23 protein-coding genes and 1 other annotated feature are annotated in these 21,901 nt (G+C 46.1%); all 23 genes read left to right on the forward strand.

All coding sequences use genetic code 11. The annotated features are described in order from the left end of the window. Nucleotides 1–117: 117 nt before the first annotated feature. On the forward strand, nucleotides 118–1,029 hold the full coding sequence (murB, locus tag BDD39_RS03565; protein ID WP_166908186.1) for a UDP-N-acetylmuramate dehydrogenase: 912 nt from the start codon (nucleotides 118–120) through the stop codon (nucleotides 1,027–1,029). A gap of 137 nt (nucleotides 1,030–1,166) precedes the next feature. Further along, nucleotides 1,167–1,952 (forward strand): cell division protein FtsQ/DivIB, encoded by a 786-nt coding sequence (locus BDD39_RS03570; protein ID WP_208404329.1) that lies wholly within the window; start codon nucleotides 1,167–1,169, stop codon nucleotides 1,950–1,952. Continuing rightward, nucleotides 1,933–2,640 carry a DUF881 domain-containing protein gene (locus BDD39_RS03575; protein WP_166908188.1) on the forward strand — a complete coding sequence of 236 codons (708 nt, stop codon included), beginning with the start codon at nucleotides 1,933–1,935 and terminating at the stop codon, nucleotides 2,638–2,640. Before BDD39_RS03570 ends, BDD39_RS03575 begins: the two co-directional genes overlap by 20 nt. A gap of 31 nt (nucleotides 2,641–2,671) precedes the next feature. Next, entirely contained in the window at nucleotides 2,672–3,391 is a 720-nt protein-coding gene (locus BDD39_RS03580) for a DUF881 domain-containing protein (protein WP_208404330.1), read from the forward strand. Between the two features lies 1 nt (nucleotide 3,392). Beyond that, nucleotides 3,393–3,755 carry a small basic family protein gene (locus BDD39_RS03585; RefSeq protein ID WP_166908190.1) on the forward strand — a complete coding sequence of 121 codons (363 nt, stop codon included), beginning with the start codon at nucleotides 3,393–3,395 and terminating at the stop codon, nucleotides 3,753–3,755. A gap of 160 nt (nucleotides 3,756–3,915) precedes the next feature. Beyond that, entirely contained in the window at nucleotides 3,916–5,082 is a 1,167-nt protein-coding gene (locus BDD39_RS03590; protein WP_166907797.1) for an IS256 family transposase, read from the forward strand. Nucleotides 5,083–5,453: 371 nt separating this feature from the next. After that, nucleotides 5,454–6,725 (forward strand): cell division protein FtsA, encoded by a 1,272-nt coding sequence (gene ftsA, locus BDD39_RS03595; RefSeq protein ID WP_166908192.1) that lies wholly within the window; start codon nucleotides 5,454–5,456, stop codon nucleotides 6,723–6,725. 25 nt (nucleotides 6,726–6,750) lie between these two features. Next, on the forward strand, nucleotides 6,751–7,884 hold the full coding sequence (ftsZ, locus tag BDD39_RS03600; RefSeq protein WP_166908194.1) for a cell division protein FtsZ: 1,134 nt from the start codon (nucleotides 6,751–6,753) through the stop codon (nucleotides 7,882–7,884). Between the two features lie 308 nt (nucleotides 7,885–8,192). Then, nucleotides 8,193–9,119 carry a sigma-E processing peptidase SpoIIGA gene (spoIIGA, locus tag BDD39_RS03605; protein WP_166908196.1) on the forward strand — a complete coding sequence of 309 codons (927 nt, stop codon included), beginning with the start codon at nucleotides 8,193–8,195 and terminating at the stop codon, nucleotides 9,117–9,119. Nucleotides 9,120–9,169: 50 nt separating this feature from the next. Beyond that, nucleotides 9,170–9,889, forward strand: coding sequence for an RNA polymerase sporulation sigma factor SigE (gene sigE / locus BDD39_RS03610; RefSeq protein WP_166908198.1), 720 nt, complete (start codon nucleotides 9,170–9,172; stop codon nucleotides 9,887–9,889). Nucleotides 9,890–10,008: 119 nt separating this feature from the next. Next, nucleotides 10,009–10,788 (forward strand): RNA polymerase sporulation sigma factor SigG, encoded by a 780-nt coding sequence (gene sigG / locus BDD39_RS03615; RefSeq protein ID WP_166908200.1) that lies wholly within the window; start codon nucleotides 10,009–10,011, stop codon nucleotides 10,786–10,788. A 91-nt stretch (nucleotides 10,789–10,879) separates the two neighbouring features. Continuing rightward, nucleotides 10,880–11,122 (forward strand): YlmC/YmxH family sporulation protein, encoded by a 243-nt coding sequence (locus BDD39_RS03620; protein WP_166908202.1) that lies wholly within the window; start codon nucleotides 10,880–10,882, stop codon nucleotides 11,120–11,122. A gap of 117 nt (nucleotides 11,123–11,239) precedes the next feature. After that, on the forward strand, nucleotides 11,240–12,064 hold the full coding sequence (gene pgeF, locus BDD39_RS03625) for a peptidoglycan editing factor PgeF (protein WP_166908205.1): 825 nt from the start codon (nucleotides 11,240–11,242) through the stop codon (nucleotides 12,062–12,064). Then, nucleotides 12,064–12,741 (forward strand): YggS family pyridoxal phosphate-dependent enzyme, encoded by a 678-nt coding sequence (locus BDD39_RS03630; RefSeq protein ID WP_166908207.1) that lies wholly within the window; start codon nucleotides 12,064–12,066, stop codon nucleotides 12,739–12,741. The genes pgeF and BDD39_RS03630 overlap by 1 nt, the downstream gene beginning before the upstream one ends. 12 nt (nucleotides 12,742–12,753) lie before the next feature. Further along, the gene (locus tag BDD39_RS03635; protein WP_166908209.1) at nucleotides 12,754–13,188 is read left to right on the forward strand and encodes a cell division protein SepF; all 435 of its coding nucleotides are present in this window, start codon (nucleotides 12,754–12,756) and stop codon (nucleotides 13,186–13,188) included. 6 nt (nucleotides 13,189–13,194) lie between these two features. Then, a complete protein-coding gene (locus tag BDD39_RS03640) occupies nucleotides 13,195–13,464 on the forward strand; it encodes a YggT family protein (RefSeq protein WP_166908211.1) in 270 nt (89 codons plus the stop codon). Between the two features lie 49 nt (nucleotides 13,465–13,513). Beyond that, nucleotides 13,514–14,287 (forward strand): YlmH family RNA-binding protein, encoded by a 774-nt coding sequence (locus BDD39_RS03645; protein WP_166908214.1) that lies wholly within the window; start codon nucleotides 13,514–13,516, stop codon nucleotides 14,285–14,287. Between the two features lie 74 nt (nucleotides 14,288–14,361). Beyond that, nucleotides 14,362–14,874 (forward strand): DivIVA domain-containing protein, encoded by a 513-nt coding sequence (locus BDD39_RS03650; protein WP_341801438.1) that lies wholly within the window; start codon nucleotides 14,362–14,364, stop codon nucleotides 14,872–14,874. 46 nt (nucleotides 14,875–14,920) lie between these two features. Continuing rightward, nucleotides 14,921–15,138 (forward strand) — a binding site (T-box leader). 171 nt (nucleotides 15,139–15,309) lie between these two features. Further along, on the forward strand, nucleotides 15,310–18,081 hold the full coding sequence (ileS, locus tag BDD39_RS03655) for an isoleucine--tRNA ligase (RefSeq protein ID WP_166908218.1): 2,772 nt from the start codon (nucleotides 15,310–15,312) through the stop codon (nucleotides 18,079–18,081). A gap of 119 nt (nucleotides 18,082–18,200) precedes the next feature. Continuing rightward, nucleotides 18,201–18,668, forward strand: a complete 468-nt coding sequence (lspA, locus tag BDD39_RS03660) for a signal peptidase II (protein ID WP_208404331.1) — start codon at nucleotides 18,201–18,203, stop codon at nucleotides 18,666–18,668. Next, a complete protein-coding gene (locus BDD39_RS03665; protein WP_166908222.1) occupies nucleotides 18,669–19,583 on the forward strand; it encodes an RluA family pseudouridine synthase in 915 nt (304 codons plus the stop codon). It begins immediately after the preceding gene. Nucleotides 19,584–19,762: 179 nt separating this feature from the next. After that, nucleotides 19,763–20,302 carry a bifunctional pyr operon transcriptional regulator/uracil phosphoribosyltransferase PyrR gene (gene pyrR, locus BDD39_RS03670; RefSeq protein WP_166908224.1) on the forward strand — a complete coding sequence of 180 codons (540 nt, stop codon included), beginning with the start codon at nucleotides 19,763–19,765 and terminating at the stop codon, nucleotides 20,300–20,302. Nucleotides 20,303–20,438: 136 nt separating this feature from the next. Continuing rightward, nucleotides 20,439–21,746 (forward strand): solute carrier family 23 protein, encoded by a 1,308-nt coding sequence (locus tag BDD39_RS03675; protein ID WP_166908226.1) that lies wholly within the window; start codon nucleotides 20,439–20,441, stop codon nucleotides 21,744–21,746. Nucleotides 21,747–21,901 lie beyond the last annotated feature (155 nt).

Here is a 21,901-nt window from a genome sequence, read left to right on the forward strand (position 1 = left end):
TATCTCTCTAAATACGGGGAGACACCCTCTCATTTTGTTTATATGTGAAAACGGTGGCCTCTACTATACACTGCGCATACGTATATACATAGGCGGCTAGGAAAGGAGATGACAGTGATGAAGGCGATGGTGAAAGAGCTATTAAGCGCCAATGTCGGAAAAGTAAAAGAAATGGAACCGTTAGCGAATCATACAACGATGAAAGTCGGCGGCCCAGCCGACGTATTTATTAAACCGGACAACGTAGAAAGCCTCAAGAAAGCGATGGCGATTATCCAACAGCATCAAGTGCCTTGGCGCGCGATTGGCCGTGGTTCGAATTTGCTCGTCTCTGACGCAGGAGTGGAAGGAGTAGTGATGAAAATCGGAGAAGGGTTCGATGAGCTGCATGCCGACGGGGAAACGGTGACGGTCGGTGGCGGATATTCATTGGTGCGTCTCGCTACGCTAATGAGCAAACAAGGATTATCCGGTTTGGAATTTGCCAGCGGGATTCCCGGTTCGGTCGGAGGAGCCGTTTATATGAACGCGGGGGCTCACGGTTCCGATATGTCGCAAATTGTGAAGAGAGCGCTTATTTTATTCTCAGACGGAACGATCCAATGGCTAACGAACGAGGAAATGGAATTTGCCTATCGCACTTCTGTGCTGCAGACGAAAAAACGTGGAATTTGTCTTGCCGCTGAGCTTCAGCTCGCATCCGGAAATCGCGAAGAAATTATGGCAAAGATGCGGAAAAACAAAGATTACCGCCGGGAAACACAGCCGTGGGATAAGCCGTGTGCCGGCAGCATTTTCCGTAATCCTTTGCCGCATTATGCCGGAAAACTGATTGAGGAAGCCGGCTTAAAAGGATATGCTATCGGCGGCGCGAAAATTTCCGAGCAGCATGTCAACTTTATTGTCAATACAGGGACAGCAACGGCACAAGATGTGTTCGACTTAATTCAGTTTGTGAAAACAACCGTTTATGAACGATATGGGATTCATTTGCAGACAGAAGTGGAGATTATTGGACGAAAGTTGTAAAAATCTAGCTCTCTATTTTAAAACAATTATGATATAATGAAAACGAGTTTTTCTTTTGTCTAACAAACGGCATCTGCGTGTGCCGTTTGTTTTTATAACCATGCTTTCGAGTTTAGGGCAGAAAGCGGTGAATCATTTTGGAAAAAGGAAAAGTAGTTGTTCTTGAGGAGCGGGTACCGAAGCTGAAAGAACGGCGTAGGCAAAAAGCAAATCGCCGTTTAATTGTGTATATTTCTTTCTTTTTTCTTTTTATCTTATGCGTGCTTTATTTTCAGTCTCCATTAAGCAACGTCCGGCACATTGAAGTAAAGGGAAATGAGCATCTCCCGGCTGGGCAAATTATTGCCTTAAGCGGCATAACGAAACGGACAAGCTTTTGGAAAGTAAAAGAGGACGAAGTAAAGCAAAATCTCGAGAAACATCCGGAAGTGAAGAGTGTATCCGTAGAAAAACATTTCCCAAATACCATCATCATTCGCGTGAACGAATGGCGAAGAATCGCTTATATTTATGACGGACAAACCTTTTTCCCGCTTTTAGAAAATGGTTACCTATTAAAAAAACATACATCGAAAACCGCGCCAAGTGATGCGCCAATTTTAGTGAACTGGAAAAAGGGAGAAGACATACAAGAAATGACAGGACAATTGGCGCAACTTTCCCCATCGGTATTAAATGCCATTTCGGAAATTCATTATACGCCAAACAATGATGTTCCTGATCATGTTACTGTTTATATGAACGACGGTTTTGAAGTAAGCACGAGCATACACAATTTTGCTGAGAAAATGTCGTTATACCCGGCTATTGTGCGGCAATTGGATCCAAACGTAAAAGGAGTCATCCATCTAGAAGTGAGCAATTATTTTACTCCTTATCAACCGCCAAAAAAGGAGGATGACAATGAGAAAACAAAAAAATAATCGTGTCATCCTTTCTTTCATCTGTTTTATATTTGGAATGATGCTCGCGTTTTCGTATCAGTATACAAAAAAGGAAGCGGCGCGACGAAACATCACGGACCGGCAATGGCAAAAGGAATATGAGTACCGGCAACAGCTGATCCAAATCCAAAAAGAAAACCGGAAATTAAAAAACGAGTTAGTGCAAAAACAAAGCGAAGTGACCGACATGGAAAAAGCGTTAGCCAACGAGCGGACAGTGCGTACCAGTTTGGCTAAAGAAGCGGAAAATTTGCGCATGTATGTCGGAGAAGCGAAAGTGAAAGGGAAAGGAATTGAAGTAACGTTATCGGACGCTTCCTATGTCCCTTCGGAGCAAAGCGCGACCGACTACATCGTTCATGAACAGCACGTTTTTAAAGTGATTCACGAACTCCTTATTTCCGGGGCGGAAGCCATCGCCATTAACGGCCAGCGGATTTCTCACCGTTCATATATTGTTTGCAACGGCCCTGTCATTGAAGTGGATGGTACGCAGCATGCCGCCCCTTTTATTATTTCGGCGATTGGCAATCCGGACGTTCTCATTTCCGCGTTGAATATTCCCGGCGGGGTAATGGACCAGCTTGTGCAAGATAACATAACGGTGAAGATTACTAGTAAAGACGAAATTGTGCTAGATCCTATTTTTCCGGCTCATCGTCCGTAAACGGTCTGTATAGAAAGAATGGTGAAGATGATTGGAGCGTAAGAAAACGATCTATTTCACTTGTATTACGACGATTTTTGGGTTTATGTTCGCTGTTGGACTGCAAACAACATCGCACCCGAAAATTCGCGATACGCGCGATATTTGGGAATTGCGCGCCGATTTAAAAACAGAACAGCAGCTGCAACGGCAGCTTCTGCTTGAAATGGAAGACTATGAGGGAAAATTACGGGACTATAAGCAAAAGCAGCGCTCAAACCAAGAAGCGGTTTTGCGTGAAACGGTAAGGGAATTGGAGCAGGAAGCCGGCTTGACGAAAGCGGAAGGCCCAGGCGTCGTGCTGAGGATCGAACCGTTTTATTCCGACAATTATGTCGGCCCGATTACAGAAACGGTGTCTCCCGAGCTGTTACAGCGGCTGATAAATGAATTAAATATGTATGGTGCGAAAGAAATTGCTATTGCCGACGAGCGGATTACAAACACAACGGCGATTCGCGATGTCAATGGCATCACGAAAATTGGGGACCGCAAAATTTCTTCGTTGCCTATTGAAGTGAAGGTAATTTCCGATGATGCTGAAATGTTATACAACCGCCTAAATGTATCGACGATCCGAGATGATTTTATTGTGGAAAATTTGCAGCTTACCATTTCGAAGCCGTTGGCAATGGTCGTGATTCCACCCTCTCACGAAAAATGGAATGTGAAATATATGGAAACGGTAAAGGCCAAAAAGGAGGAGAAATAGCATGTGGCTTCCGCTCATCGGCTTATTGATCGGTTTCCTCGTTGGGTTTTGGACAGACTTGCGCGTTCCCGACGAATATTCTAATTATTTATCCATTGCAATTCTGGCAGCATTTGATACATTAATTGGTGGGTTTCGCGCCCATTTACAGCAGACGTATGACGAAATAGTATTTATAACAGGGTTCTTTTTTAACATCATTTTAGCAACAACTTTAACTTTTCTTGGTGTTCATCTTGGTGTAGACTTGTATTTAGCAGCTGTATTTGCGTTTGGGGTGCGTCTTTTCCAAAATATTGCCGTCATCCGTCGTCTCCTGCTTACTGAATGGATGGAAAGGCGGCAAAACCGTGAAAAAAGTTAATTGGAAAAAAGGGAAAGTTTCTTGACATGTTGAATTATATGGAGTAAAAAATAAGATGATGTATAAAATTTTGTGTAAAGCATTTTACTAGATCAAAATAAAAAAGGTAGGGTATTCTCTGATTGAACCCAAACATTCCAGAGAAAGGAGAACCCTACCTATGTCTAAAAGTATACCGAATGTCGACTGGGCAAATCAACTGGAAAGTGTCATTCGTCAGTTTGTAAAGGAAAAATTAGAACTGATCATGCGGGAAGAAATCAAGAATTTCCTCGAAATAGAACAGGCCGGAACATCAAATATGAGAAACGGCTACTATCAACGAAATCTAGATACGCAATATGGCCGGATTGAAGGTCTTTTGGTCCCTAGAGACCGAAACGGAGAATTTCAAACACAGTTGTTTGCCCCTTACCAACGGCACACCGGCTGGCTGGAGGAAGCAATCATTAGGATGTACCAAAGTGGCATGAGTACACGGGAAATTGGCAAGTTTATCGAACGAATTCTAGGAAGCACCTATTCTCCTGCGACGATCAGCCGTATTACCGATGTCGTGAAGGAAGACATCGAGAAATGGCACACTCGTCCACTGCACAAGCGTTATTCCGTCTTATATTTGGATGGTTTATACGTAAAACTTCGTCGCGAAACCGTGGAGAAAGAAGTCATTTATGTGGTGTTAGGGGTGAACGAAGAAGGATATCGCGAAATTCTTGATTTCTTTGTGGGAGGACAAGAAAGCGCCTATGTATGGCAGGAAATTCTTCAACACCTCTACCAAAGAGGCGCCAAGGAAGTGCTTCTGGGCATATTCGATGGACTACCAGGGTTGGAGGAAGCCTTTAAGGCGGTTTATCCGAAAGCCGATGTGCAGCGTTGTGTCGTTCACAAAGTCCGTAACACGCTCCATCGTGTTCGGAAAAAAGACCAATTTGAAGTGGCCGAGGATCTCAGGCTGATTTATCGCGCGCCGAATAAGGAGATGGCGTTACAGATGTTTCAACAGTTTGAGTCGAAATGGTCAAGCAAGTATCCGAGAGAAGTTCAATCTTGGGCCAATGAGTTGGATGTCCTCCTTACATTTATGGATTATCCAAGCAGTATTCGAAGTGTGATTTACACGACGAATGCCATTGAACGAACGATCAAGGAGATTCGGAAACGTCTAAAGCCGATGAACAGTTTGAATAGTTTAGAAGCCGCTGAAAAAATCGTATATTTGACCATTCAAGATTTTAATGAGAAATGGGCAGGGCGAAAGTTGCGAGGATTTGCCGAAGCACAGGAAGCCCTCGAGCGAATGTTTGAAGAACGTTATCATTAACCAAATACTGTAAATAAACAAAATAGGGGGATTCTCCCTTTCCACACAGGAGACTGAATATTCAGTCTCCTGTGTGGAGGAAACTAGTTCCCTATTCATTCCAAATCCATTTCAGAGAAACCCTACCCCCATTATATTACACAAAATTCTTGACGGTACCAAAAATAATTTCATTGCCTTTATAGCAAATGATCTAATCCATAATCGGACTGTTATAGATTGAAAGATTCTGGCTACTGGGATCTATAAATTTTAGCCTAAAAGGAGGTGTCACTGCTTACTAAAATACGTAAATAGACCGCGAAAACATAAATACTAGAATGATTGATGGAGGCGGTACATATACGGTTTTAGTAGGCAGGTACCAAAAGATGAGCAGCAATGAGATCGTCGTTAGTCTTGACATTGGCACATCCAGTGTTAAAGTCATCATCGGAGAAATGTTAAACGAATCCATTAACATTATTGGAGTAGGAAATGTAAAATCGGAAGGGCTCAAAAAAGGGTCCATTGTTGATATAGATAAAACGGTGCAATCAATCAAGCGGGCGGTCGAACAAGCGGAGCGGATGGTTGGTTTAACGATTCGCCGCGTGATTGTCGGTGTGACAGGCAATCATGTTCAACTGCAAGACTGCCACGGCATCGTCGCCGTTTCCAGTGAAAACCGCGAAATTACTGATGAAGACGTTGCTCGCGTGATGGATGCCGCGCAAGTCGTATCGATTCCTCCAGATCGAGAAATTATTGGCGTCATCCCGAGGCAGTTTATCGTTGACGGATTGGATGGAATCCATGATCCACGCGGTATGCTCGGCGTCCGTCTCGAAATGGAAGGGACCATTATCACCGGCGCGAAAACGATTTTACATAACTTACTCCGTTGCGTGGAACGGGCTGGCTTGGAAATCAGCGATATTTGCTTGCAATCGCTGGCAGCTGGATCTCTCGCATTGTCCGATGATGAAAAAAATCTGGGAGTCGCATTGATTGATATTGGCGGTGGTTCCACGACGATCGCCGTTTTTGAACAAGGATTTTTGCAGGCCACTTCCGTTTTGCCAGTAGGAGGCGATCATATTACAAAAGATTTAGCGATCGGACTCCGCACGACAACGGAAGATGCAGAAAAAATTAAACTAAAGCATGGACATGCTTTTTATGATCATGCCTCGGAAGAAGAAGTGTTCAGTGTGCCGATTATCGGGACTGACCAGCATCAGCAGTTTAGCCAATTGGAAATTGCTGATATCATTGAGGCGAGATTGGAAGAAATTTTTCAAATGGTTCAACATGAAATTCGCAAGCTAGGATTTCGCGACTTACCTGGCGGCTATGTGCTTACAGGCGGTGTCGCCAATATGCCGGGAATATTGGAGTTGGCTCATGTCGTATTAGGAAGCAGCGTCCGCATTGCGATGCCTGATTATATAGGCGTTCGCGATCCTCAATATACGACAGGAGTCGGATTAATTAAGTTTGCTTATCGGCAGGCGATGCTGCAGGGAAAATCGGTTCCGGTTGCTGCTACCGTGGCGGAGCCGGTAGAAAGGCAGCCGCAAAAGCAACAGCCGAAACAGAAAAAGAAAGAAGCGAATATTGGGAAAAAGGTGAAAAGATTTTTCGGATATTTCTTTGAATAGAGATTGAATTTGGGAGGATTTAGTCATGTTGGAGTTTGACACTACGATTGATCAGATGGCAACGATTAAGGTGATTGGGGTTGGCGGCGGCGGCAACAACGCCGTCAATCGGATGATTGAACATGGTGTACAAGGTGTGGAGTTTATTGCGGTCAATACAGACGCACAGGCGTTAAATTTATCGAAAGCACCGACAAAGCTGCAAATTGGGGCGAAATTAACGCGCGGCTTAGGAGCAGGTGCGAATCCGGAAGTTGGAAAAAAAGCGGCAGAAGAAAGCAAGGAACAAATTGAAGAAGCGCTAAAGGGCGCCGATATGGTGTTTGTGACAGCCGGAATGGGCGGGGGAACGGGAACCGGAGCTGCTCCGGTCATTGCCCAAATCGCTCGTGAATTAGGCGCATTGACCGTTGGGGTAGTTACCCGTCCGTTTACATTCGAGGGGCGGAAGCGGGCGACACAGGCAGCCAGCGGAATCGCGGCGATGAAAGAAGCCGTCGACACGCTCATTGTCATTCCGAACGACCGCCTCTTAGAAATCGTCGATAAAAACACGCCGATGTTGGAGGCATTCCGCGAAGCTGACAACGTTCTGCGCCAAGGGGTGCAAGGCATTTCTGATTTAATTGCTGTGCCAGGTTTAATTAACTTGGACTTTGCCGATGTGAAAACGATTATGTCCAAAAAAGGATCGGCGTTGATGGGCATCGGGATTGCCAGCGGCGAAAACCGGGCGGCGGAGGCAGCGAAAAAAGCGATTTCGAGCCCGCTGTTAGAAACGTCGATTGACGGCGCCCAAGGGGTATTGATGAACATTACCGGCGGGACGAATTTAAGCCTTTATGAAGTGCAAGAAGCCGCTGATATCGTGGCATCGGCAGCCGATCAAGATGTGAACATGATTTTCGGTTCCGTGATTAACGAAAACTTAAAAGATGAAATTATCGTGACGGTGATTGCGACAGGATTTAATGAAAATGTAGCTTCGCAGTCGCGCCCATCGCGGATCGGAATCGGCACCATTCCGAAAGTAACCCCTGCGCCGAAGCGGGAAAAGCGCGAAGAAGCACCACAAGATTACGCGGCTTTGCGTTCGGCGCAAGTCGAAGATCCGCTTGATATTCCTGCGTTTCTCCGCAATCGCAATCGCCGCCGTTAAATGAAAGAGCGCGAATCTTTTATGGTTCGTGCTCTTTTTTTTTCCGTGGCTGATCTCCAACCAATCGGTTTTACATGAAAATAATCTTCTCCTTAGCGCGTTTCGCGGAGCCAGGATGGCGACATTTCGCCGTTGCCCGCAGGACGCGGGCCGCTTTTAGGCGAAATTGAGCCGCCTCCGCTTTTCTTGTTTCTTTGACAAAAATTCCTGTTTTTCATCATCATAAATTGACAGACTTTCCAATAAGATGTACTATATACTATTTTCAGAAACTGCTTGTTTGGTGTAAGAAAAAGGAGGCTATTTGGTTGGCCGTTTATTTAGATGTTATTTGGTTGTTAAATTTGTGCTTTGACGCTCTGCTACTTTGGCTGACGGCGATCATGCTAAAGAGGGATGTCGTGTGGTGGCGGGTGCTTGCCGGGGCGTTTATTGGCTCCCTGCTTGTTGTTATGATGTTTACTCCGTTTTCTTTGTATGTTCAGCACCCTGTCATAAAGGTGTTCTGTTCCTTTCTGATCGTTTTCACCGCTTTCGGGTTTAAGCGTATCAGGTATTTTTTAGAAAATTTATTTGCGTTTTACTTTGCCACCTTTACCGTCGGTGGAGGTATGGTCGCAGTGCATTATTTTTTACAGCGGGAAATTGATATTCACCGCGGCATGCTGACAACATATTCGCTCGGTGTCGGCGACCCGGTCAGCTGGATGTTTGTTTTAGTCGGATTTCCAGCATTATGGCTGTTTTCCCGCGCACGCATCAATGGACTTCGCGAAAAAAAGCTGCGGTTTGAGCATATTGTGGACGTCGTTATTGTATTTGACGGCAGGCCGCTTTCATTAAAAGGACTGATTGACAGCGGCAATCAGCTATACGACCCCATATCGAAAATACCGGTCATGATTGTGGAGATGGAAAAAGTAAAAGAAGTGCTGCCAGAGGAATTAGTGCAACAGCTGCGGCTGGAAACAGCGCTGGATGGGCCGAATCATCCCGTGTTTGAAAAGTGGATGCATCGGCTGCGCATCATCCCGTACCGGGTTGTCGGAAGCGAGCAGCAATTTTTAATAGCGGTGAAACCGGACCGCATTATGATTTTCTATGAAAGGCAATGGCTTGAAGTCGAAAAAGGGCTCGTCGGATTAAACGAAACAAAATTGTCCACAGATGGAGAATACGAGTGCATTATACATCCGAAAATGGTGCAAAGGGGAAGAAAGCTTACTGCTTCATAATTCGTTACTATATCATACTCACTTTTTATTAATTTAGAAGGGGGATTTTCATGAAAACATGGAAAATTCGCATCACGTATTTTTTCTATAAACTATTGGCGAAGTTAGGAATTAAAACGGATGAAGTATATTATATCGGCGGCAGTGAGGCGCTGCCCCCGCCATTGACAAAAGAAGAGGAAGAAATGTTGATCGAAAAGCTTTCTGCCGGGGACGAAACGGCAAGATCACTGCTTATTGAGCGCAATTTACGGCTTGTTGTCTATATCGCGCGTAAGTTTGAAAATACAGGAATTAATATTGAAGATTTAATTAGCATCGGAACGATCGGATTGATTAAAGCGGTAAATACGTTTAACCCGGAGAAAAAAATTAAACTGGCCACCTATGCGTCCCGCTGCATTGAAAATGAGATATTAATGTATTTGCGGCGCAATAATAAAGTCCGTGCCGAAGTATCGTTTGATGAACCGTTAAACATTGATTGGGATGGCAATGAATTGCTATTGTCGGATGTGCTTGGCACAGAAGATGATGTAATTACAAAAGATTTGGAAGCAGATGTTGATCGGCGTCTTTTATTTAATGCACTGCACCAGCTTAACGAGCGCGAAAAGCAAATTATGGAACTTCGCTTTGGGCTTTCAGGTGGAGAAGAAAAAACGCAAAAAGACGTTGCCGATTTGCTTGGCATATCCCAATCTTACATATCGCGATTAGAGAAGCGAATTATTAAGCGGCTTCGCAAGGAATTCAATAAGATGATGTAAAACGGCGGCGATTCGTTTGATCGTCGCTTTTTTATGCATTGGACAGAAGTGCATATTTTTCCTTCCGCAGGGGATACTGAAAACTGACGACTTAGCATCTCCTGATAGGAGGGAACAACTTGACAAGAAACAAAGTTGAGATTTGCGGCGTAGACACATCCAAGCTTCCAGTATTGAAAAACGAAGAAATGCGTGAACTGTTTAAACGAATGCAAGAAGGGGATTTGGAGGCAAGAGAAAAATTAGTGAATGGTAATTTACGTCTTGTGTTAAGCGTGATTCAGCGTTTTAATAACCGCGGAGAGTTTGTCGACGATTTATTTCAAGTCGGCTGTATCGGACTTATGAAATCGATTGATAACTTTGATTTAAGTCAAAATGTAAAATTTTCCACATATGCAGTACCGATGATTATCGGCGAAATTCGCCGATATTTGCGCGATAATAATCCAATCCGTGTCTCCCGCTCATTGCGCGATATTGCCTATAAAGCGTTGCAAGTGCGCGAAAGGATGATGAGTGAGACATCGAAAGAACCGACGACAGAAGAAATTGCGAAGGAACTGGGCGTTCCACATGAAGAAGTGGTGTTTGCGCTCGATGCGATTCAAGACCCTGTTTCCTTATTTGAACCGATTTATAATGATGGCGGCGATCCGATTTACGTGATGGACCAATTAAGCGACGAACGCAACCGGGACAGCCAATGGATCGAAGAAATCGCACTAAAAGAAGGATTGCGGCGCCTTAACGAAAGGGAAAAAATGATTATCCGCAAACGTTTTTTTCAAGGAAAAACGCAAATGGAAGTGGCCGAAGAAATTGGAATTTCCCAGGCGCAAGTATCGCGGTTGGAAAAAGCGGCGATTCGGCAAATGAACAAAAACATTCAAGTATAAGAGCTGCTGCTGGCAGCTCTTTTCTTTTTTACATAAGCTGTTACACATATTCATATAGTTATGAATAAGAGAAGAAAGCGGGGGATTTACAATGATGAGAATTTCCGAATTTCAATCGAAAGACGTCGTCAATGTAGCAAACGGCAAGAAACTAGGAAATATTGGCGATATCGATATCGATTTAGAGACAGGAAAAATCCGCTCGTTAATCATTTTAGGAGCGGGAAAAATGCTCGGTTTATTCGGACGCGAAGAAGCAATTGTCATCCCGTGGCAAAATATCGTCAAAATTGGCGCGGACGTTATTTTAGTACGTTTGCATGACAGTGAGTAGAGATGGATGCTTACGTTTACGCTAAATGATAAATAATGGTTATCACGTTTAAGCAAACTATGATAAAATAGGAAAAAAAGTGATAAAAATCAACAAAAAAGCATGAGGTTGACGAAAATGCCTGACATTTTTCAACAAGTAGACAAGGAGCTGCTGTTACTGCAATCGTCGTATCCGTTCTCGGAAGTAACGGCTGGCTTTACGACCAAACAAGGTGGAATGAGCAGCGGCGCGTTTGCGACATTCAATTTGGGGCTACATGTCGGCGACGACCGTGCTGTCGTTGTCCGCAACCGCCAGCGTTTGGCGGATTTGCTGCAATTTCCGCTCGAGCGGTGGATTTGTTGCGAGCAAATACATGGCGTTCGTATTGAAAAGGTAACGGCTAGCCAAAGCGGAAGAGGGGTGACAGATCATCCATCCGCCATAGCGGACGCGGACGGTTTATATACAGACGAAGCAGGATTGTTGCTTGCTTTATGCTTTGCTGATTGCGTACCGCTTTATTTTATGGCGCCAAAATACGGTATGATCGGGCTTGCCCATGCCGGCTGGAAAGGAACGGTAAAAAATATTGCCGGAGAAATGATCCGGCTTTGGCACGAGCGCGAACATATTCCGCTTGCCGACATCTATGTGGCGGTCGGTCCTTCGATTGGTGCTTGCTGCTATGTTGTCGACGATCGCGTGATCATACATGTTGATCGCGTTTTGCAAGGAGAACAGCCGCTTGTGTATCGGCAAGTAAGCCCTGGCCAATATGCGCTTGATTTAAAAGCGTTGAATCAGATGTTGCTAATGAAGGCTGGAATCCGCAAAGACCATATTTATGTTTCTTCATACTGCACAAGCTGTGCCGATCATTTGTTTTTCTCCCATCGCCGCGATCAAGGCAAAACGGGAAGAATGATGGCGTTTATCGGCAGGAAGGAGGAAAAATAATGACGGTCCGCGACAATTTAGCAATAATTCGCGAAAACATTGAAGCAGCGTGCCAGCGTGCCGGACGCGACCCTGCCGACATTCGCATCGTCGCCGTAACGAAATATGTAAGTGTAGAGCGGGCGCGCGAGGCGCTAGAAGCCGGCATTACCGATTTAGGTGAAAACCGCGATGATGGACTGCTGCAAAAATATAGCGTGTTGGGCGACAAACCGACATGGCATTTTATCGGCACCTTGCAGTCGCGAAAAGTAAAAAATATCATTGATAAAGTCGACTATATCCATTCGTTGGATCGCATGTCGCTGGCGAAAGAAATTGAAAAGCGGGCGACAAAGCCGATGAAATGCTTTGTGCAAGTGAATGTTTCTGGCGAAGCGACGAAACATGGACTAGCTGTAGAGGAAGTCATTCCTTTTATTGAGCAGCTGAGCGATTTTTCCCATATTCAAGTGGTTGGCTTAATGACGATGGCGCCTTATACCGATGATGAGGCGGTATTGCGGGCGTGTTTCCGTCAATTAAAATTATTGCAAGAAAATGTACAAGCATTACAGATTGCCAATGCGCCATGTACGGAATTGTCAATGGGAATGTCCAATGATTATGTGATTGCCATTGAAGAAGGCGCAACATTTATTCGGCTTGGCACATCGCTAGTCGGCAAACAATTTTAGGAGGTGGAATCGATGGGGTTAATGAAAAAATTTAAAGATTATTTTTTAGAGGAAGATTATGAGGAGTATGAAGAAGAATATGAAGAGGAATACGGGCAAGAAGAGGAGCAGCCGCTTGCAAAAGGAAATGCAAAAGGGAATGTCGTAAGCTTGCAAAGCGTGCAAAAGTCATCGAAGGTGGTGTTAATTGAGCCACGGGCATATGCGGAGGCGCAGGAGATTGCAGACCATTTAAAAAACCGGCGCGCGGTGATTGTCAATTTGCAGCGAATTCAGCACGAGCAGGCGAAGCGAATCGTCGACTTCTTAAGCGGCACGGTTTATGCCATCGGCGGTGACATTCAGCAAGTCGGTACGAAAATTTTTTTATGCACGCCAGATAACGTCGATGTAAGTGGCTCGATTTCGATTGATAACGAGGACGATAGAACAATAAAGAGGTGGTAGCCGTTTATGGACAGCTTGCTTTGGTTTTTGACGACATTGATTCAAATTTATTCGTATGCGCTCATTATTTACATTCTGATGTCATGGTTTCCTAACGCCCGTGACACCAAATTTGGACAAATGCTGGCGGTGATTTGCGAGCCGTATTTAGAACCGTTTCGCCGCATTATTCCGCCGATTGGGATGATTGATGTTTCTCCGATCATTGCTTTCTTAGTGTTGGAATTTGCCACAAGAGGACTGCATGCCTTGTTTAATATGTTAAATTTAGTGTAAGGAATCCAGAAAGAGGGTTCCTTTCTTCATGAAAGTTAGGAGTGAATCAATGGAAATATACCAGCATTTTCGCAAAGAGGAGCATCATTTTATTGACCAGGTGCTCGAGTGGCAAGAAGCAGTTAAGCGCCAGTACGCGCCTAAGCTTACCGACTTTTTAGACCCGCGTGAGCAGCAGATTGTCCAAAGCGTGATCGGCCGCGATGACGAAGTCCGCGTTTCCTTTTTTGGCGGCGCCCCGTTTGTGGAGCGGAAGCGGGCGCTTCTGTACCCGCCGTATTTTCAGCCGAGAGAAGAGGATTATGAAATTGCCTTATTTGAAGTCCGTTATGCGAGCAAATTTGTCAGCTTAGAGCATCGGCAAGTGTTAGGGGCGCTGATGTCGCTTGGTTTAAGGCGTGGAAAATTTGGCGATATTTTGCGCAAGGAGGAACAAATACAATTTCTTGCGGCAAATGAAGTGGCAGAGTATATTCGCCTCCATTTGCACGCGATTGGCAAAGCGACTGTTTCATTAGAAAAAAAGCCGCTTTCAGACATCATAATGCTGGAAGAAACGTGGCAAGATGCGTTGATTACCGTTTCGTCATTGCGGTTAGACGCGATCTTGTCCCAAGCTTTTCGCGTCTCGCGGCAGAAAATGCAATCCGCCATTGAAAACGGGCTTGTCAAAGTAAATTGGAAAGTAGTCGAGCAGGCACATTTTGAATGCGGGCAAGGAGATGTTCTTTCGGCACGCGGATTTGGCCGCTGTAAAATCATGGACATTGAAGGGAAGACAAAAAAAGAGAAGTGGCTTGTCCGCATCGGTCTGCAAAAATAATCGAATAATGGCAGGAATTTATAGAAAAATGTCGAATGATAAGGAAAGGAACTATGCAAACGGAGGTGGCCGTTGTGCCTTTAACGCCATTAGATATTCATAATAAAGAATTTAGCCGTGGATTTCGCGGTTATGATGAAGATGAAGTCAATGAGTTTCTTGATCAAGTGATTAAAGACTACGAAATGGTGATTCGCGAAAAAAAGCAGCTGGAAGAAAAGGTAGCGGAATTGACGGAAAAGCTCAATTACTTCACCAATATTGAGGAAACATTGAACAAATCGATTCTCGTCGCCCAAGAAACGGCGGAAGAAATAAAGCGCAGCGCGGAAAGAGAAGCGAAGCTCATCATCAAAGAGGCGGAGAAAAACGCGGAGCGCATCATTAGCGAGGCGCTGGCAAAGTCGCGGAAAATCGTGATGGAAATTGAAGACTTAAAGCGGCAGTCGAAAGTGCTTCGCACCCGTTTCCGCATGCTTGTCGAAGCGCAGCTCGAAATGCTTAATAGCAACGACTGGGATGATTTAATGGAATATGAAGTCCCGGAAATGGACGCGGAAAAAAAGGAAGAGCTGTCGCAATCTTGACGGCAGCCGATTTTTTCGCATATAATATCCAATAAAACGGACATATGTACTTACGATGAAAGGGACAGTAGCTCTTTCACCGCTTATTACAGCGAGCTGGGGATGGTGGAAGCCTGGCATAAGCGAAAGAGTGAAGATCACCCTGGAGTTCCATGCCGAACGGAAAAGTAGGCCATGGCGCGTCATTCACGTTACGAATGCAAAGTGGGCTATGGTATACATAGTCAATAAGGGTGGTACCGCGAGACCGTTCTCGTCCCTTTTTGGGAGAGGGCGGTTTTTCCGTTTTTCAGCGTCTCGCAAAATAACAGGGCATGCTTTTCCGCCATGGTTGGCGGGGGCGGTGCGCCGCGGAAAAACGATCATCCGCTTATATGATGAAAATTCGATATGGATGATAGGGTGATAGATCATACAATTGAAGGAGGAATGAATATGGATTACAAAGAAACGTTGTTAATGCCACAGACTGACTTTCCAATGCGTGGCAATTTGCCAAAACGCGAGCCGGAAATGCAAAAGAAATGGGAAGAAATGGACATTTACCGTAAAGTGCAGGAACGGACAAAAGGCCGTCCGTTGTTTGTGCTTCATGACGGGCCGCCGTATGCCAACGGCGATATTCATATGGGGCATGCATTAAATAAAATTTTAAAAGATATTATCGTCCGTTATAAATCAATGAGCGGTTATTGCGCACCATATGTCCCAGGCTGGGATACGCACGGCCTGCCGATTGAAACGGCGCTCGCGAAAAAAGGCATCGACCGCAAATCGATGAGCGTTGCGGAATTCCGCAAGCTTTGCGAACAATATGCGTACGAACAAATTGACAACCAGCGCGAGCAATTTAAGCGCCTTGGCGTGCGCGGCGACTGGGAAAACCCGTATATTACGCTGAAGCCGGAATATGAAGCCCAACAAATTAAAGTGTTTGGCGAAATGGCGAAAAAAGGGCTGATTTATAAAGGCTTAAAGCCGGTTTATTGGTCTCCGTCAAGCGAATCGGCATTGGCAGAAGCGGAAATTGAGTATAAAGACAAACGTTCGCCATCGATTTATGTTGCATTTCCGGTTAAAGACGGAAAAGGCGTATTGGACGGAGACGAAAAAATCGTCATCTGGACGACCACGCCATGGACGATTCCGGCCAACTTGGCGATCGCGGTTCATCCGGATTTAGACTATCAAGTCGTCGAAACAAACGGCCAAAAATACGTTGTTGCCGCCGCATTGCTAGAAGCGGTTGCCAAAGAAATCGGCTGGAATGAGTGGAATGTGGCAAAAACGGTCAAAGGAAAAGATTTAGAGTACGTCGTGGCCAAACATCCGTTTTATGACCGCGATTCTTTGGTCGTCTGCGGCGAGCATGTAACGACTGACGCCGGTACGGGCTGTGTTCACACCGCGCCTGGACATGGGGAAGACGACTTCATCGTTGGGCAGAAATACGGTCTGGATGTGCTCTGTCCGGTTGACGAACGCGGCTATATGACGAGCGAAGCGCCAGGCTTTGAAGGAATGTTTTACGATGAAGCAAACAAAGCCATTACACAAAAATTAGAAGAAGTCGGCGCGTTGTTAAAGCTTGGATTTATCACGCACTCGTATCCGCACGACTGGCGCACGAAACAGCCGACGATTTTCCGTGCCACGACACAATGGTTTGCATCCATCGATAAAATTCGCGATGAATTGCTCGAAGCTATTAAAGAAACAAAATGGATCCCAGAGTGGGGGGAAGTCCGCATCCATAATATGATTCGCGACCGCGGCGACTGGTGCATTTCCCGCCAGCGCGCATGGGGTGTGCCGATTCCAGTCTTTTATGGGGAAAACGGCGAGCCGATTATTACCGATGAAACGATCGAACACGTATCGAATTTATTCCGCCAATACGGTTCGAACGTTTGGTTTGAACGCGAAGCAAAAGACTTGTTGCCGGAAGGATTTACCCATCCGTCCAGCCCGAACGGCATCTTTACGAAAGAAACAGACATTATGGATGTATGGTTTGATTCTGGTTCTTCCCATCAAGCGGTTCTTTTGGAACGTGAGGATTTGCAGCGCCCGGCCGATTTATACTTAGAAGGTTCGGACCAATACCGCGGCTGGTTTAACTCGTCGCTGTCTACGGCGGTCGCCGTGACCGGAAAAGCGCCGTATAAAGCGGTATTGAGCCACGGATTCGTTCTTGACGGCGAAGGACGGAAAATGAGCAAATCGCTCGGCAATGTGGTCGTGCCGGCCAAAGTAATGGAACAGCTAGGCGCCGATATTTTGCGGCTTTGGGTTGCTTCCGTCGACTATCAAGCCGACGTCCGCATTTCCGACAGCATTTTAAAACAAGTGTCGGAAGTGTATCGTAAAATTCGCAATACGTTCCGCTTTATGCTCGGAAACTTATTTGACTTTAACCCGGAAACAGATGCCGTTGCGACAACCAAATTGCGCGAAGTGGACCGCTATATGCTTGCTAAATTAAACCGGTTGATCGCAAAAGTAAAACATGCATACGAAACATATGATTTTGCTGCCATTTACCATGATGTCAACCATTTCTGCACCGTCGATTTAAGCGCGTTTTACTTAGATTTTGCTAAAGATATTTTGTATATTGAAGCGGCCAATGACCATGCCCGCCGCTCGATTCAAACGGTATTGTACGAAACGGTCGTCGCGTTGACGAAACTGGTTGCGCCGATTTTGCCGCATACAGCCGATGAAGTGTGGGAGCATATTCCAAATCGCAAAGAAAAAGCGGAAAGCGTTCAGCTTGTCGATATGCCGGAGCCGGTGGCGCTCGATGGCGAAGAAGCGTTGATCGCCAAATGGGATGCGTTTATGAACTTGCGCGATGATGTGCTAAAAGCGCTCGAAGTGGCGCGCAATGAAAAAGTAATTGGCAAATCGTTAACCGCAAGCGTCGTCGTGTATCCGAAAAAAGAAGCGCGCCAGCTTTTACAATCGATTGAAGAAGATTTAAAACAGCTGTTTATTGTATCCGAGTTTGCGATTGCGGAAGATTATGAAAACGCTCCGGAAGATGCGCAAAAATTGGCCAATGTGGCCGTCGTCGTCAAACCGGCGGAAGGAGAAACATGCGAGCGTTGCTGGGTGGTAACGCCGGAAGTAGGAGAAGATGCGGATCATCCGACATTATGTCCTCGTTGCGCCCATATTGTGAAAGAACATTATTCCGCTTAATGCTGGCGGAGTTGCCGAAACTGCGGCGGCTCCGCTATTTTTATCGCATCATTCAATTGTCTATCATTACCTGATTATGCTACAATGCATTAGGTATGATAAACGTGAGTGGGGGTATTATGGTGATATACTATATCATTGCGCTGGCGATCATCGCCATCGATCAGTGGACAAAATGGCTTATCGTGAAGTATATGCGGCTCGGGGAAAGCATTGCCATTATTCCGAACGTGCTTTACATTACGTCCCATCGCAACCGCGGTGCAGCGTGGGGCATTTTACAAGGACAGTTTTGGCTTTTTTATTTGATTACCGTTATTGTTGTCGTCGGACTCATCGTGTATATCCAGCGCTTACCGCGCGGAGAAAGGCTGTTTGGCGTTGCCCTTGGCTTGATGCTCGGCGGGGCGCTCGGCAATTTTATTGATCGTCTTTTCCGTAAAGAAGTGGTCGATTTTATCCATACGTATATTGGTACATACAGCTTTCCGGTATTTAATATTGCCGATTCAGCGCTGACGATTGGCGTTGTTCTTCTTTTTATCAAAGTGTTTTTCTTCGCGACACCAGAAAAGGAGAATCAGTAAATGGAAGTCATTCAGTTTCACATTGACGAAGAATACGACAACGAACGCATTGACAAGGTCATTGCCGCGTTAAATGAAGAATGGTCGCGTTCGAAAGTACAGCAGTGGATCAAGAACGGACTCGTCACCGTCAACGATCGGTCTGTGAAAGCGAATTACAAATGCGAAGCAGGGGATGTGGTCGTTATCCGTCCGCCGGAGCCGGAGCCGCTCCATGTCGAGCCGGAAAATATCCCGCTTGATATTTATTATGAGGATGCGGATGTGCTTGTCGTCAACAAACCGCGCGGCATGGTCGTCCATCCAGCTCCCGGGCATATGCGCGGCACGCTCGTCAACGCTTTGCTTGCCCACTGCACGGATTTGTCCGGCATTAACGGCGTGCTGCGCCCAGGCATTGTTCATCGCATTGATAAAGATACGTCCGGCTTATTGATGGTGGCTAAAAACGATATAGCGCATCAGTCGCTTGTCGATCAGCTCGTGAAAAAAACGGTGACGCGCAAGTATAAAGCGATTGTTCATGGAGTGATTCCGCACGATTACGGCACGATTGACGCGCCGATCGGCCGCGATAAGCGAGACCGCAAAAAAATGGCGGTCACCGAGGAAAATGGAAAAGAGGCGGTCACTCATTTCCGCGTGCTCGAACGTTTCCGTCATTATACGTTTATCGAATGCCAGCTGGAAACAGGAAGAACGCATCAAATCCGCGTCCATATGAAGTATATCGGCTATCCGCTTGCCGGCGACCCGCAATACGGGCCGAAAAAGACACTGCCGATCGACGGACAAGCGCTGCATGCCGGCGTGCTCGGATTTACGCATCCGCGCACCGGCGAATATTTGGAATTTGAAGCGCCGCTTCCGCCTGAATTCGAAGAGATTTTACAATGGCTGCGAAAAAATGATTGACAACGCCGTCAAGACCACATACAATGAAATCAAGTGAATAAGAACCTTTAAATTCAGTCCTGTGAGGCTGAGAAGGGGTCGGATCAAGGAAATAAAAGGCATGGCATGTCCTTATTGTGTGTACGAACGGTTCCTCTCGCTTCTCAGGCGGGAGGATTTTTTTGTGGAGGTGAAGCGACATGCAAAAGGCCATCGTGATGGATGAACAGGCGATTCGCCGCGCTCTGACGCGGATTGCCCATGAAATTATCGAGCGCAATAAAGGAATTGAAGACTGTGTGTTGATCGGCATTAAAACACGCGGCATTTATTTAGCGAAACGGCTGGCAGAGCGGATTGAACAAATTGAAGGCAGTTCCATTCCAGTCGGTGAGTTGGATATCACCTTGTATCGTGATGACTTAACGGTCAAAACAGCGGATCACGAGCCGCTGGTGAAAGGAACGAACGTACCGTTTGAGGTGACCAATAAAAAGGTCATCTTAGTCGATGATGTGCTGTTTACAGGGCGCACGGTGCGCGCCGCGATGGATGCGGTGATGGACCTCGGGCGTCCGGCGAGAATTCAGCTTGCGGTGTTGGTGGATCGCGGCCATCGCGAACTGCCGATTCGCGCTGATTTCGTCGGCAAAAACGTGCCGACCTCGAGTTCGGAGTTGATTGTCGTCGAGCTAACCGAAGTGGATGAGTTGGATCAAGTGAGCATTCATGAAAAGTAAATGTCATCCCTTTTAAGCGCAGTCCCGTGAGGCTGCAAAAGGGCAGAATAGGCGCGTAGGCTATCTCTGTACCCTCTTTGCACCCTCAAGGGCAAAGAGGGTTTTTTGTGTAAAACGAGAAAGGAGTTTGGTAATGATGAACAAACCGGTATTGGATATTCAAGATCGTCCATCGACCATGCAATGGCTTACGCTTAGTTTGCAGCATTTATTCGCGATGTTCGGCGCGACGATTTTAGTGCCTTATTTAGTTGGATTAAGCCCGTCGATCGCTCTCATTACGAGCGGATTGGGGACGCTTGCCTTCCTAATCATTACGAAATGGCAAGTACCTGCCTATCTTGGCTCTTCCTTCGCCTTTATTTCACCGATTATCGCGACGAAAACGGCAGGTGGACCGGGAGCGGCGATGATCGGAAGCTTTCTCGCTGGATTGGTGTACGGCATCGTTGCACTCGTCATCAAAAAAGCGGGCTATCGCTGGATTATGAAGCTGTTGCCGCCGATTGTCGTCGGACCGGTGATCATCGTGATCGGCCTTGGATTAGCGAATACCGCAGTGAAAATGGCGATGAATAATCCGGATGGCAAATACAGTTTCACGTACTTTTCGGTTGCGCTTGTTACGCTGGCGGCAACGATCGTCTGCTCCGTGTTCTTGCGCGGCATACTCAGCCTTGTTCCGGTATTAGTCGGAATTATCGTCGGTTATATATACGCGCTGATCGTTGGAGTGGTCGATGTTTCGAAAATTGCGGAAGCAAAATGGTTCGAAATGCCGGATTTCCTCCTGCCGTTTGTCGATTATCCGGTGCACGTTACGTGGGATATTGTTATGCTCATGGTGCCAGTTGCAGTAGTAACGCTATCGGAACATATCGGACATCAGCTTGTGTTAAGTAAAGTCGTCGGGCGCGATCTCATTCAAAAACCGGGTTTGCACCGCTCTATTTTAGGTGACGGAACGGCGACGATGATTTCCGCGCTTCTCGGCGGTCCGCCAAAGACGACGTACGGTGAAAACATCGGAGTGCTGGCGATCACGCGCGTATACAGCGTCTATGTGCTCGCAGGAGCGGCGGTGATTGCGATTATCTTCGGCTTTGTCGGCAAAGTAACTGCGCTGATCAGCTCGATCCCGACTCCAGTCATGGGCGGCGTATCGATTCTGCTCTTTGGCATCATCGCATCGTCAGGATTGCGCATGCTGGTGGACAGCCGCATCGATTTCGGCGACAAACGCAACTTAGTCATCTCTTCTGTTATTTTAGTCATTGGCATCGGTGGCGCCGTATTAAAAATCACCGATAGCTTTCAAATTCAAGGCATGGCGCTGGCGGCGATTTGCGGTGTGATCTTAAACCTTATTTTGCCGGGGCGGCCGGAAGTGCAAGAAAACATGTTTGAAGTGCAAACGGAAAATAATAACGATCATGTGGCATAATTGCACCTTTTAATTAAGTCCAGAGAGACTTAAAAGGGTGTTACTGTATAAAAAAGGTAGGAGCAGCCGTTATCTATCTGCATGCGGCTCTTTTTCCCCACAAACAGCGTAACACCCTGTCCACTGGACAGGGGTTTTTTTATGAGATTCCTAGG

The sequence above is a fragment of the Saccharococcus thermophilus genome (genome assembly GCF_011761475.1).
Lineage (GTDB): Bacteria > Bacillota > Bacilli > Bacillales > Anoxybacillaceae > Saccharococcus > Saccharococcus thermophilus.

Coding starts and splice junctions, on each gene's coding strand:
- murB (WP_166908186.1), top strand. CDS start 118: ATGAAGGCGATGGTGAAAGAGCTATTAAGCGCCAATGTCGGAAAAGTA.
- BDD39_RS03575 (WP_166908188.1), top strand. CDS start 1,933: ATGAGAAAACAAAAAAATAATCGTGTCATCCTTTCTTTCATCTGTTTT.
- BDD39_RS03585 (WP_166908190.1), top strand. CDS start 3,393: ATGTGGCTTCCGCTCATCGGCTTATTGATCGGTTTCCTCGTTGGGTTT.
- BDD39_RS03590 (WP_166907797.1), top strand. CDS start 3,916: ATGTCTAAAAGTATACCGAATGTCGACTGGGCAAATCAACTGGAAAGT.
- ftsA (WP_166908192.1), top strand. CDS start 5,454: ATGAGCAGCAATGAGATCGTCGTTAGTCTTGACATTGGCACATCCAGT.
- ftsZ (WP_166908194.1), top strand. CDS start 6,751: ATGTTGGAGTTTGACACTACGATTGATCAGATGGCAACGATTAAGGTG.
- sigE (WP_166908198.1), top strand. CDS start 9,170: ATGAAAACATGGAAAATTCGCATCACGTATTTTTTCTATAAACTATTG.
- BDD39_RS03620 (WP_166908202.1), top strand. CDS start 10,880: ATGATGAGAATTTCCGAATTTCAATCGAAAGACGTCGTCAATGTAGCA.
- pgeF (WP_166908205.1), top strand. CDS start 11,240: ATGCCTGACATTTTTCAACAAGTAGACAAGGAGCTGCTGTTACTGCAA.
- BDD39_RS03630 (WP_166908207.1), top strand. CDS start 12,064: ATGACGGTCCGCGACAATTTAGCAATAATTCGCGAAAACATTGAAGCA.
- BDD39_RS03635 (WP_166908209.1), top strand. CDS start 12,754: ATGGGGTTAATGAAAAAATTTAAAGATTATTTTTTAGAGGAAGATTAT.
- BDD39_RS03640 (WP_166908211.1), top strand. CDS start 13,195: ATGGACAGCTTGCTTTGGTTTTTGACGACATTGATTCAAATTTATTCG.
- BDD39_RS03645 (WP_166908214.1), top strand. CDS start 13,514: ATGGAAATATACCAGCATTTTCGCAAAGAGGAGCATCATTTTATTGAC.
- ileS (WP_166908218.1), top strand. CDS start 15,310: ATGGATTACAAAGAAACGTTGTTAATGCCACAGACTGACTTTCCAATG.
- lspA (WP_208404331.1), top strand. CDS start 18,201: ATGGTGATATACTATATCATTGCGCTGGCGATCATCGCCATCGATCAG.
- BDD39_RS03665 (WP_166908222.1), top strand. CDS start 18,669: ATGGAAGTCATTCAGTTTCACATTGACGAAGAATACGACAACGAACGC.
- pyrR (WP_166908224.1), top strand. CDS start 19,763: ATGCAAAAGGCCATCGTGATGGATGAACAGGCGATTCGCCGCGCTCTG.
- BDD39_RS03675 (WP_166908226.1), top strand. CDS start 20,439: ATGAACAAACCGGTATTGGATATTCAAGATCGTCCATCGACCATGCAA.